The sequence below is a fragment of the Nonomuraea dietziae genome (assembly GCF_014195505.1).
GTDB lineage: Bacteria > Actinomycetota > Actinomycetes > Streptosporangiales > Streptosporangiaceae > Nonomuraea > Nonomuraea roseola.
In genome coordinates this window covers 5,593,304-5,605,347 of sequence record NZ_JACIBV010000001.1, presented here as the reverse complement: position 1 = coordinate 5,605,347, position 12,044 = coordinate 5,593,304, and the positions used below count along the sequence as shown (strand labels likewise).

Genomic DNA, 12,044 nt, shown 5'->3' with positions numbered 1-12,044 from the left:
GGGCACGGCAGGGGCTACTGGCAGGTGTCGCCTCCCCCGCCGCGTGTCCGCGGCAGGAGGATTTCGCAGTTGTCCTACGACGCTAGCTCAATCACCGTACTCGAAGGGCTTGAAGCGGTCCGCAAGCGCCCGGGTATGTATATCGGATCGACCGGCGAGCGCGGTCTCCACCACCTTGTCTACGAGATTGTGGACAACTCCGTCGACGAGGCCCTCGCCGGCCACGCCGACCGCATCGACGTCACCCTGCTCGCCGACAACGGCGTGCGGGTCGTCGACAACGGTCGCGGTATCCCCACGGGCATCCACCCTGTGGAAAAGGTCTCCGCGGTCGAGCTCGTGCTGACGACGCTGCACGCGGGAGGCAAGTTCGACGGCAAGTCGTACGCGGTCTCCGGCGGTCTGCACGGCGTCGGCTCGGCGGTCGTCAACGCGCTGTCCACAGCCATGGACGTCGTGGTCAAGCAGAACGGCCACGTGTGGCGCCAGCGCTTCGAGATGTCCAAGCCCGTCGCTCCCCTGTCGCAGGACGAGGCCACCGAGGAGTCGGGCACCTCGATCACCTTCTGGGCCGACCCCGGCATCTTCGAGACCACGACGTGGAACTTCGAGACGCTCTCGCGCCGCTTCCAGGAGATGGCCTTCCTCAACAAGGGCCTGACGATCACTCTGACCGACGAGCGGCCCGACCACATCGACGGCGAGGTCCACAAGGTCGAGTACTTCTACGAGGGCGGCCTGTCCGACTTCGTCGCGCACCTCAACTCCAAGAAGGAGCCCGCGCACGCGTCGGTCATCGACTTCGAGGCGCATGGCGAGGGCATCTCCGTCGAGATCGCCATGCAGTGGAACAACTCCTACTCGGAGTCGGTCTACACCTTCGCCAACACCATCAACACCGCCGAGGGCGGCACCCACGAGGAGGGCTTCCGCGCGGCGCTGACCTCCATCGTCAACCGCTACGCGCGCGAGCAGAAGTTCCTCAAGGAGGGCAAGGACGACAACCTCTCCGGTGAGGACGTCCGCGAGGGACTGACCGCGATCGTCTCGGTGAAGCTGGCCGACCCGCAGTTCGAGGGCCAGACCAAGACCAAGCTCGGCAACACCGAGGCCAAGTCGTTCGTCCAGAAGGCCTGCAACGACCACGTGCGCGACTGGTTCGAGCGCAACCCCGGCGAGGCCAAGGACATCATCAACAAGTCGCTGCAGGCCGCTCGGGCCCGCATAGCGGCTCGCCAGGCCCGCGACCTGACCAGGCGCAAGTCCCTGCTCGAGTCGGGCAGCGGCCTGCCGGGCAAGCTGGCCGACTGCCAGTGGAACGAGCCCGACAAGTGCGAGCTGTTCATCGTGGAGGGCGACTCGGCGGGCGGCTCGGCCAAGGGCGGCCGCGACTCCCGCTTCCAGGCGATCCTGCCCATCCGCGGCAAGATCCTCAACGTCGAGAAGGCCAGGATCGACAAGGTCCTGAAGAACAACGAGGTGCAGGCGCTGATCACCGCGCTCGGCACCGGCGTGCACGACGAGTTCGACATCGCCAAGCTGCGCTACCACAAGGTGATCCTGATGGCCGACGCCGACGTCGACGGCCAGCACATCAACACCCTGCTGCTGACGCTGCTGTTCCGCTTCATGCGGCCGCTGATCGAGGCGGGCCACGTCTACCTCTCCTGCCCGCCGCTCTACAAGATCAAGTGGGACCGTAAGGGCGACGACGCCTCCTACGCCTACTCCGACCCCGAGCGTGACGCGGTCATCGCCCAGGGCATCGCGGCCGGCAAGCCCGACCCCCGCCCGCGCGACAACGTCCAGCGCTTCAAGGGTCTGGGCGAGATGAACGCCGGTCAGCTGTGGGAGACCACGATGAACCCGGAGACGAGGCTCCTTCGCCAGGTCACGCTCGACGACGCGGCCCAGGCCGACGACCTGTTCAGCGTGCTCATGGGCGAGGACGTGGAAGCCAGGCGCGACTTCATCATCCGTAACGCGCGCGACGTCCGCTTCCTCGACGTCTAGCGGTAGCCGTACCACGAAGAAGGATTTTCACCTGTGACGGATGTGACAACTCCACCACCGGCTGACCGCATCGAGCCTGTGGACATTCAGTCCGAGATGCAGCGCAGCTACATGGACTACGCGATGTCGGTCATCGTGTCCCGTGCGCTGCCTGACGTCCGCGACGGTCTCAAGCCCGTGCACCGGCGGGTGCTCTACGCCATGTACGACGGTGGCTACCGTCCCGACCGCGGCTACTTCAAGTGCGCCCGCGTCGTCGGTGACGTCATGGGCACCTACCACCCGCACGGCGACACCTCCATCTACGACGCGCTCGTACGGCTGGCGCAGCCGTGGTCGCTGCGTTACCCGCTGGTCGACGGCCAGGGCAACTTCGGCTCGCCGGGCAACGACCCCGCGGCGGCGATGCGGTACACCGAGTGCAAGCTCGCGCCCATCGCCATGGAGATGCTGCGCGACATCGACAAGGACACCGTCGACTTCAGGCCCAACTACGACGGCAAGTCGCAGGAGCCCGACGTCCTGCCCGCGCGCATCCCGCAGCTGCTCGTCAACGGCTCGGGCGGCATCGCGGTCGGCATGGCCACCAACATCCCCCCGCACAACCTGCGCGAGGTCGCCTCGGCGGTCAAGTGGTGCCTGGAGAACCCCGAGGCCACCGACGAGGAGCTGCTCGAGGCGTCGATCGGGCTGGTCAAGGGCCCTGACTTCCCGACCAGGGCGCTGATCGTCGGCAGGCGCGGCATCGAGGACGCCTACCGCACGGGCCGCGGCTCGATCACCATGCGGGCCGTCGTCGAGGTCGAGGAGGACGGCAAGGGCCGGCAGTCGCTGGTCGTCACCGAGCTTCCCTACCAGGTCAACCCCGACAACCTGGCGCTCAAGATCGCCGAGCTGGTCCGCGAGGGCAAGCTCACCGGCATCGCCGACGTCCGCGACGAGAGCTCCTCCAGGGTCGGCCAGCGCCTGGTGATCGTGCTCAAGCGCGACGCCGTCGCCAAGGTCGTGCTCAACAACCTCTACAAGCACACCCAGCTGCAGGACACCTTCGGCGCCAACATGCTCGCGCTGGTCGACGGCGTGCCGCGCACGCTGCGTCTCGACCAGTTCATCCGGCACTACGTGGCCCACCAGGTCGAGGTCATCGTCCGCAGGACGCGCTACCTCCTGCGCAAGGCCGAGGAGCGCGCCCACATCCTGCGCGGGCTGCTCAAGGCGCTCGACCGGATGGACGAGGTCATCGCCCTCATCAGGCGCTCCCCCTCGGCCGCCGAGGCGCAGGGCGGCCTGATGACGCTGCTCGACATCGACGAGATCCAGGCCCAGGCCATCCTCGACATGCAGCTGCGCAAGCTCGCTGCCCTGGAGCGCCAGGCGATCCAGGACGAGTTCGACCACCTGATGACGCTGATCGCCGAGTACAACTCGATCCTCGACAGCCCCGTCAGGCAGCGCGAGATCATCAACGAGGAGCTCGCCGAGATCGTCGGCAAGTTCGGCGACGACAGGCGCACCGAGATCATCGCCTACGACGGCGACATGTCGATCGAGGACCTCATCGCCGAGGACGAGATCGTCGTCACCATCACCCGCGGCGGCTACACCAAGCGCACCAAGACCGACCTTTACCGGGCGCAGAAGCGCGGCGGCAAGGGCGTGCGCGGGGCGCAGCTGCGCCAGGACGACATCGTCGACCACTTCTTCGTCACCACGACCCACCACTGGCTGCTGTTCTTCACCAACAAGGGACGGGTCTACCGGGTCAAGGCCTACGAGCTGCCCGAGTCCGGACGTGACGCGCGCGGTCTCCACCTGGCCAACCTCCTGGCCATGCAGCCCGACGAGACGGTCATGGAGGTCCTCGACCTGCGCGACTACCTCGTCGCGCCGTACCTCGTGCTGGCCACCCGCAGTGGCCTGGTCAAGAAGACCAGGCTGTCGGAGTACGACTCCCCCAGGACCGGCGGCCTGATCGCCATCAACCTGAGGGAGGACGACGAGGTCATCGCCGCCCGCCTGGTCTCCGAGGAAGACGATCTGCTGCTCGTCTCCAAGGGCGCCCAGTCCATCCGCTTCACCGCCACCGACGACGCGCTGCGCCCGATGGGACGCGCCACGAGCGGTGTCATCGGCATGAGATTCCTTGACGGCGACGAACTTCTCGCCATGAATCGCTTGGCAGATGGTGAGGACGTGCTTATCGCCACGGAAGGCGGGTACGCAAAGCGGACACCCGTCGACCAGTATCCGTTGCAGGGACGTGGCGGAAAGGGCGTGCTGACTGCGAAGATTGTCACCTCTCGTGGCAAGCTGGTCGGAGCCGTCATGGTCAACCCGGAGGACGAGGTTTTCGCGATCACGTCCAACGGCGGGGTGATCCGGACGAGCGCCGGGCAGATCAAGCAGTCCGGCCGCCAGACCATGGGAGTGCGCCTGATGAATCTCGCCGAAGGCGACAGCGTCGTGGCCCTCGCTCGGAACGCCGAGTCGATGGAGACGTCGGTGGAGGCTGAGGAAGACGGGGGAGGAGAATAGTCCATGAGCGCCCAGGGCGGTCCCGCCAAAGCGACGTCGACTCGTGAGAACGGGCAGAAACCCGAGACCGAGGTTCTCGACATGATCGGGGACAAGACGGATACGGAGCAGGAGCAGGTGGAGGAGCAGAACGAGACGGTCCGCATCCGTCCGTCGCTGACCTCCGAGGCGCCTCCGCCCGTCGTCGAGCTGCCGAAGAAGAAGGCCGCAGCAGCCGCCCGCCTGCCGCGCAAGGCGCACCTGGTGCTGCGGCGGGTGGAGCCGTGGTCGGCGATGAAGTTCAGCTTCGTCGTCTCCCTGGTGTGCTTCGTGGTGCTGTTCGTGGCGGTCGCCGTGCTGTACGGCGTGCTGTCGGCCCTCGGAGTCTTCGAATCGATCGTCCAGACGGTCAACCAGCTGACCCAGGCCGACGGCCAGACGACGGGCAGCTTCGACGTGTCCAGCTGGTTCGAGCCTGTGCGGATCCTGGGATACACCGCGCTGATCGGCGCCGTGAACGTCGTGCTGATCACCGCGCTGTCCACGCTGGGCGCCGTCATCTACAACATCGCGGCCGACCTGGTCGGCGGCGTCGAGGTGACGTTCAGCGAGGCCGAGTAGTCCGAAGTCCCGTCTCTGCTCGCGTCTGTGGTCTGGCGGCGCGAGCAGGGGCCGGGACACGGTAAGCTTTTCCCCGTCGGAACAACCGGTTCGCCTCTGCTCCGCAGATGCGATACGGTTCTTCGTGCGCGGGGCTATAGCTCAGACGGTTAGAGCGCTTCCCTGATAAGGAAGAGGTCCCAGGTTCAAGTCCTGGTAGCCCCACCTCGTTCGAAGGCCATTTCCCATTAAGGGAAATGGCCTTTTGTTTTCCCGGTGACTACGCTTCCCTACTTTCACGAGGGAAGACCACCCCTCAAGGGGATCAGGCCCAGGTGCTTGTTGGTGGTCCGTCGCCCCGGTCCACTTGTGGCCGACGAGCCGGGCGATGTCCTCCACCACCACCTCGGCATCCGACATGAGCGATGGCGCGGCTTTCGCGGTGTCCACTCATCCGCGCGGAGGTCGGTCCGCTCGACGATCTCCGCGAGCCGCGGTGATCGTCTGTCTGCGGTCCTCGCGCGTCCAGGTGGCCTAGTGTCGCGAGGGCTGAGAAGTAAAGCGCCCTTGACACTTTTCGGTGTCAAGGGTACTTTCCATTCGAGGGTCAAGGTAAAAGGAGCTTTACGTTGTGGACAACGACGTCAGGCAGTTGCGCAACGGCGCCGGGCTTTCCCAGCAGGCCCTCGGGGAGCGTCTCGGTGTCTCCCGGCAGACGATCAACGCCATAGAGCAGGGCCGATACGACCCTTCGCTTCCGCTCGCCATCCGCTTGGCCCGCTTCTTCGGCCGATCCGTCGAGGAGATCTTCCACTGTGACGACTAAGCGCTGGTTCTTCCCGGTGTTCTGCCTCCTGCTCGGCCTGCTGATGGGCGTGCCGGTCATGGCCCGCGGCGAGATCGTCCTCGGGCTCGCGCTCGTCGGGATCATGGCTGGTTACGCCACCTTCCTGTTGCTGACGCGCAAGCGCAGCGAGACCACCGCGATGCTGAGCGGGGAGCTGGGCGACGAGCGGCGCAGGCTCAACGAGCTGCGTGCCCGCGGCGCCACAGCCAACGTGCTCAGCATGGTGGTGGTCGGCGGGTTCTTCGTACAGATCTGGCGCGGGGAGGATCCCATGCCGTTCGCCCTCTTAGGAGCCGTTGGAGGGGTGGCCTATGTGGTCGCGCTCGTCTACTTCTCCCGTCGCGGCTGATCATCGGAGCTGACCCGTCGCATCCCGGCCGCCACCTCCCGCTCGACCTCCGGCGTTGCTCCATGGCCGGCCTCCCCCAGCCGTGTTTCCCATGCGCTGCCCACCGGAAGGAGCCGCTGCGTCCCCGCCGCCCCGTGCGAAGGGCCCGGTGCCGTCGTTCGCGGACCGACCCACGGTGGCGGGTCGTGCCCGTGACGCGGGTCTCCATGGTTGCCAGCGATCAACGCCCGCGTGGGTCCCGCGATCAGCCCGCGTCCGTGCGGCTCCCGCGCTCCCGCAGTCGTGCAGTCCGTGCGGTCCCGCGGTTCCGGCGATCAGTGCGGTCTGTGCGGTTCCCGCGCGCTCCGTGCGGTCTGTGCGCTCCGTGCGTCTGTGCGCTCCGTGCGGTCTGTGCGCTCCATGCGGTCTGTGCGGTCTGTGCGGTTCTCGCGGTCAGTGCGGTTCTCGCGGTCAGTGCGGTTCTCGCGGTCCGTGCGGTTCCCGTGCGGTCCCGCAGTCCGTGCGGTCCCGCAGTCCTACGGTTCACGCGTTCCCCATGGTTGCCGCAGCTCCCCGTGGGGCCGATCGCAGCGGCCGAAGCGATTTGTCCGATCTTGAGAGGGGATGCGTTCCATGTTCCAGCGGAGTGGCCTTTGGCCGACACCGGGCCGGCTGGCGTCCGCCCTGGTTGCGGCGGGGCTGGCCGCGGTCGTGGCCTTCGTGGTCGCGCCCACGCCGCCGCGCCTGGGGTCCGCGACGACCGGCGACCACGCGCTGGCCGAGGCCGTACGGCGAGCGGCCGGATCCGACGGTCACCGCGCGCTGTCCGTGGCGCTGATCGAGAACGGCGTCGTCCGCACGGCGGGGGTCGGCGACACGGGCGGCCCCGCGCCGCGTTCGGTCGACGCCTCCACCCCGTTCGAGATCGGCTCGGTCGGCAAGGCGCTCACCGGCATGATCCTCGCCGACATGGTCGCCAAAGACGGCCTCGACCCGCGTTCTCCTGTGCCCGGCCTCCAGGGCTCGATCACCTACGAGGAACTGGCCAGCCACCGCTCCGGCCTGCCCCGGCTGGCCGGTGGTCTCGGCCCGCTGGTACGGGGGGCCACCGCGAACTACACCCACGGCAACCCCTACGCCGGACAGGACGTCTCAGACGTGCGCGAGGCGGCCAACTCCGCCGAGCTCTCAGGGCGCGGCACGGTCGCCTACTCCAACCTCGGCATGTCCGTGCTCGGGCACGCGCTCGGCGAGCGAGCGAAGCTGCCCTACGCCGACATGCTGAAGCGGCGGGTGCTCGAACCTCTCGGGATGAAGGCCACGACCACCTCCACCCCGCCGGCGGGCCGGGCACACGGGTACGTGGAGGCCGGGCACGAGGCGGACCCATGGACGAGCGACGGTTACGCCCCGGCGGGCATGAGCATCTGGTCCACAAGCGCCGACCTCGCCCTCCTCGTAGACGCGATGCTGAAGGGCGGCGCCCCGGGGAGCGACGCCGCGACGCCGCGCTTCACCGACGACGACACCCGCCGCATCGGCTACGGTTGGTACACGACGAGGACCGCGAAGGGCGAGGTCACCTGGCACAACGGCGGTACCGGTGGCTTTCGCGCATACGTCGGATTCGACCGCGCGGGCGGGCGCGGCGTGGTCGTGCTGGGCAACACCGACAGGGATGTCGACCACGTGGGCCTGCGGCTGCTCGGCCACGAGGGGCCGCGGCCCGCGTCCGGCGATCCGCTCCTCCTCGTGATCACCGTCGGCCTGCTCCTGGCCGCGGTCGTGACCGCGTGGGAGATGGCGACCCGCCGCACGCCTACCCGTAACCGCCCCCAGGCCGACCGGCTCGGGATCGTCAGCATGACGGCCAACGCCGCCCTGGTGCTCTGGGTGGCCTGGATGGCCGGGGCTTGGGGCACGGTGCCTTTCGCCGTGTTCATCCTCGTCGCGGCGGCCACCGCGGCGGGCACGGCCCTGCACGTGGCCCGCTGGCGAGAGCTGCCCACGGCGCGGCAACGCAGCCGCTGGCTGTCCACCGTCGTCGGCCTCGTCCTCGACGCGGTGATCGTCGCGCTCCTCCTCTTCATGACCTGACCCGGAAGAAGGCGTGGCGACGGGCCGTCATGGCTCATCATGGCCGGATGGGTGTGCGCTACGACGAGGTGATCGACTCTCTCCGTACGGCCTACGACGGCCGTGCCGAGTGGCGTGACGGGACGGCGAAGACGCCGTGGAAGCTCGCCGAGCGGGAGGCCTTCCTCAACCGGCTGCGGGACGGCGACCATGGGCGGCTGCTGGAGATCGGCGCAGGTGCCGGCCAGGACAGCGCATACTTCCAGGCCGCCGGCCTGGACGTCGTCGCCGTCGACCTGTCACCCGCCATGGTGGTGCTGTGCAGGAAGAAGGGCGTCGACGCCCATGTCATGGACTTCCTGCACCTCGGCTTCGCGCAGGAGTCGTTCGACGCGGTGTACGCGATGAACTGTCTGCTGCACGTGCCCGACCGTGATCTCTCCGCGGTGCTGGACGCCGTCCACGCGCTGATGAAGCCCGGCGGGCTGTTCTATCTCGGTGTGTACGGCGGCGGCGTCCTGAGCGGGGAGGGTCCTTTCGAGGGAGACGACCACCGGCCTCCTCGCTTCTTCTCGTTCAGAAGCGATGAGCAGATCCAGGAGTTCGCGCGCGAGTCCTTCGAGATCGTGGACTTCCATGTCGTGGGGTCGGGCACGCTCCGCTTCCAGTCCCTGACGTTGCGCCGTGGCTTCGGGACGGGCTGATTCCCGCCGTCTCGCCAGTGCGGTGTCCACGAACCTTCGCCGGGTCGGTGTGGGTCGTCAACCTCGGCGCTCGCCGAACCCCGAGCCGGTGCACGTTGACGGACACCGCACTAGCGGCGGCCGCGGAAGGTTCGGCGGAGGTCGTCGATCCATTCGCCGGGGATCTCCCACGGGATGAAGTGGCCGCCGTGGTCGTGGGCCGTGAGGTTGACGTGGTTGTACCAGGCGGCGCGGTCACTGGCGAGGAAGCTCTGGACGCGCTGGTCGGTGCTGACGCCGGGCGGGTTCTCGTAGCCTACGAAGGTGATGCCCGTGGGCGCCTCGATGGCCGGCTGCCGGTGGTGGGAGGGGGTCCACGGGTAGCGGTTGTTGTTGGCGTAGGTGCGGATCGAGGTGCCGATCGTGTTGGTGACCCAGTAGATCATGGCGTGGGTGAGCAGGTCGTCCTTGGTGAAGACGGTCTCGACGTCGCCGCCGTTGTCGCTCCAGGCCATCCAGCGCTCGAGTATCCAGGCGAGCATCCCCGCGGGTGAGTCGGACAGCCCGTGGGCGAGCGTGCTCGGGCCGAGCACGTGCGCGGCGAGATGGACGGCGAACCGCCTGTCCAGCTCGACGATCCTGGCGTGGACGTCGGCGGGCAGGCCGTCGGGGATGGGACGACCGCCGCTGAGGTCCCAGGCCCTGTCGCCGTTGAACAGGGTGAGTTTCTGGCCTGAGCCGATGTGGATGCCGTGGAGTTCGTCGGCGTACTTGTGCCCGAGCTGGCCGGTGACCAGGGCTCCGACGTCGCAGCCCGCTGCGGCGTACTTCTCGTGGCCGAGGGTGCGGGTCATGAGGGAGTGCCAGAGGTCGGCGACCTTCCAGAAGTTCATGTCCGGGTGGTTCGGCAGCGGGGTGGAGAACCCGAAGCCGGGAAACGAGGGGACGATCACGTCGAACGCCTCGGCAGGGTCGCCGCCGTACGCGCCCGGGTCGGCCAGCGGGTCGACGACCTTGGACCAGTGCCAGAACGTCCAGGGCCAGCCGTGCGTGAGGATCAGCGGCGTCGGGTCGGGCCCGACTCCCGGCCTGCGCATGAAGTGCACAGGCACGCCCTCCACCTCGACGCGGTAGTGCTCGTAGGCGTTGATCGCGGCCTCGGCCCCGCGCCAGTCGTAGCCGGTGCGCCAGTAGTCGACGAGCTCGCGCAGATAGGCCCGCTTCACGCCGTAGTACCCGTCCTCGTTGCCCGCGTCGTCCGGCAGGCGGGTCAACTCCAGGCGCTGCCTGAGGTCGGCGAGCACGTCGTCGGGCACGTGGATCGGCTCGGGCTCCAACGGGAACGGCCGGGCCTGGTAATCGGTCGATGGGGTGGCTTCGTGGCTCATCGTCGTCTCCTCCAGCCTGCGAGATCTGGTGAAGGCGCAGCGTAGTCGGCAGCGATGTGGCGGCGTACGGAGGGTTTCCCCGGGTAAGCAGAGCGCGAATATCGCTGCCGCGGGCGGGGAGTGACTGATATGGGTGGAGGCATGATCTTCTCGAGGCGGGTGGTCGCAGTCGCTGTACTCACTCTGTTGGTCGTTCCGATCACCGCGGTCACCGATACCCAGGAGGCGGCGGCTGAGCCGCGCAAGCGGTCACAGGCCGAGGCGGGGGCGCTGGCCCGCCGCATGCTGGCCAAGGTGAAAGTCGCCAGGCCACTGTCGATCCGTGGATACAGTCACCGGCGGTTCCAGCCGCGATGGGCGCACCACAAGGGCAGGTGCGACGCGCGGGAGGTGGTCCTGGCCCGCGACGGGCGAGGCGTGCGCAGGAACGCGGCCTGCCACCCGGTCAAGGGCCGCTGGTACAGCCCGTATGACGGTAAGTGGCTGAAAAGCGAGAAGCAGGTCGACGTCGATCATGTCGTGCCGCTGGCGTACGCCTGGCGCTCCGGCGCGAGCAGATGGAGTCAGGCACGGCGGCGCGCCTTCGCCAACGACCTCACCCGCCCCGAGCTGATCGTGGTCAGCCACTCCGCCAACATCGCCAAGAGCGGCCAGGGACCGCAGAGCTGGCGTCCGCAGCGGCGCGCCTACTGGTGCCGCTACGCCACCTCATGGATCACCGTGAAGCACCACTACCGGCTCTTCGTGACCCGCAGGGAGAAGGTGGCGCTGCTCAACATGCTCAGGACCTGCCGAGGCTGACAGGGGGCAGCCTCCGTTGTCGGTGGGGATGAGTAGGGTCGGCGCATGGATGTCATTCTGATTGCCGGATTCTGGTTGAACGCCTCCTCGTGGGACGGCGTCGTACCCGCGCTCGAGGCCGCGGGGCACCGGGTGCACGCGCTGACGCTGCCGGGGCTCGCCTCGGTCGACGACGATCGGACGGGCGTCGGCCTCGCCGATCACGTCGCCGCCGTCGTCAAGGCCATCGACGACCTCGATGGGTCCGTGGTACTGGTCGGGCACAGCGGCGGCGGGGCGATCGCGCACGCCGCGGTCGACGCGCGGCCGGATCGGGTCACCCATGTCGTCTACGTCGACTCTGTGCCGCTCGGCGACGGCAGTGTGATCAACGACGAGCTGCCCGTGGTGGACGGCGAGATCCCGCTGCCCGACTGGTCGGTGTTCGGGGCCGAGGACCTCACCGACCTCGACGACGAGCTGCGGGAGCGGTTCAGGGCGACGTCGATCCCCCAGCCGGTGGGGGTCGCGACCGACAAGCAGGTGCTGCGCGACCCGCGCCGCTACGACGTGCCGATCACGGTGATCACCTGTGAGTACCCGGCCGAGACGGTGCGCGAGTTGACGGCGAACGGCCACCCGTACACGGCGGAGCTCGCCAAGGTCCGTGACGCGAAGATCGTTGATCTGCCGACCGGGCACTGGCCGCAGTTCACGAAGCCCGCGGAGCTCGGTGCGGCGATCGTGGAGGCCCTCGCCTGAGTCTGCTGACCGGGTGCCAGGGCCGCTCGTCCGGCCCGAGCGGCGCCGCACCC

The 12,044-nt window shown here is 68.2% G+C and carries 10 protein-coding genes and 1 tRNA gene; 10 read left to right on the top strand and 1 reads right to left on the bottom strand.

What is annotated here, in order from left to right; translation table 11 throughout:
- Positions 1–69 precede the first annotated feature (69 nt).
- The 8 genes from gyrB (at position 70) to FHR33_RS26770 (ending at position 9,082) form a co-directional block, all read left to right on the top strand.
- Positions 70–2,013: a DNA topoisomerase (ATP-hydrolyzing) subunit B gene (gene gyrB / locus FHR33_RS26805; protein WP_183653143.1), complete on the top strand. Its 1,944-nt coding sequence runs from the start codon at positions 70–72 to the stop codon at positions 2,011–2,013.
- A gap of 33 nt (positions 2,014–2,046) precedes the next feature.
- Positions 2,047–4,548, top strand: a complete 2,502-nt coding sequence (gene gyrA, locus FHR33_RS26800) for a DNA gyrase subunit A (RefSeq protein WP_183653141.1) — start codon at positions 2,047–2,049, stop codon at positions 4,546–4,548.
- A gap of 3 nt (positions 4,549–4,551) precedes the next feature.
- Positions 4,552–5,148, top strand: coding sequence for a DUF3566 domain-containing protein (locus FHR33_RS26795; protein WP_183653139.1), 597 nt, complete (start codon positions 4,552–4,554; stop codon positions 5,146–5,148).
- Between the two features lie 130 nt (positions 5,149–5,278).
- Positions 5,279–5,352: transfer RNA gene (locus FHR33_RS26790), tRNA-Ile, on the top strand.
- A gap of 406 nt (positions 5,353–5,758) precedes the next feature.
- The gene (relB, locus tag FHR33_RS26785) at positions 5,759–5,953 is read left to right on the top strand and encodes a type II toxin-antitoxin system RelB family anti-toxin (protein ID WP_183653137.1); all 195 of its coding nucleotides are present in this window, start codon (positions 5,759–5,761) and stop codon (positions 5,951–5,953) included.
- Positions 5,943–6,323: a hypothetical protein gene (locus tag FHR33_RS26780; protein WP_183653135.1), complete on the top strand. Its 381-nt coding sequence runs from the start codon at positions 5,943–5,945 to the stop codon at positions 6,321–6,323. Before relB ends, FHR33_RS26780 begins: the two co-directional genes overlap by 11 nt.
- Positions 6,324–6,935: 612 nt before the next feature.
- Entirely contained in the window at positions 6,936–8,399 is a 1,464-nt protein-coding gene (locus tag FHR33_RS26775) for a serine hydrolase domain-containing protein (protein ID WP_183653134.1), read from the top strand.
- Between the two features lie 47 nt (positions 8,400–8,446).
- Entirely contained in the window at positions 8,447–9,082 is a 636-nt protein-coding gene (locus FHR33_RS26770) for a class I SAM-dependent methyltransferase (protein WP_183653132.1), read from the top strand.
- A 110-nt stretch (positions 9,083–9,192) separates the two neighbouring features.
- Here FHR33_RS26770 and FHR33_RS26765 read toward each other — a convergent pair whose 3' ends face one another.
- A complete protein-coding gene (locus tag FHR33_RS26765; RefSeq protein ID WP_183653129.1) occupies positions 9,193–10,449 on the bottom strand; it encodes an epoxide hydrolase family protein in 1,257 nt (418 codons plus the stop codon).
- 186 nt (positions 10,450–10,635) lie between these two features.
- Here FHR33_RS26765 and FHR33_RS26760 point away from each other — a divergent pair, with 186 nt between their 5' ends.
- Together FHR33_RS26760 and FHR33_RS26755 are read left to right on the top strand one after the other, a co-directional pair.
- Positions 10,636–11,250 carry an HNH endonuclease family protein gene (locus FHR33_RS26760; RefSeq protein ID WP_246452092.1) on the top strand — a complete coding sequence of 205 codons (615 nt, stop codon included), beginning with the start codon at positions 10,636–10,638 and terminating at the stop codon, positions 11,248–11,250.
- Between the two features lie 45 nt (positions 11,251–11,295).
- The gene (locus FHR33_RS26755) at positions 11,296–11,991 is read left to right on the top strand and encodes an alpha/beta fold hydrolase (protein ID WP_183653125.1); all 696 of its coding nucleotides are present in this window, start codon (positions 11,296–11,298) and stop codon (positions 11,989–11,991) included.
- Positions 11,992–12,044: the final 53 nt, after the last annotated feature.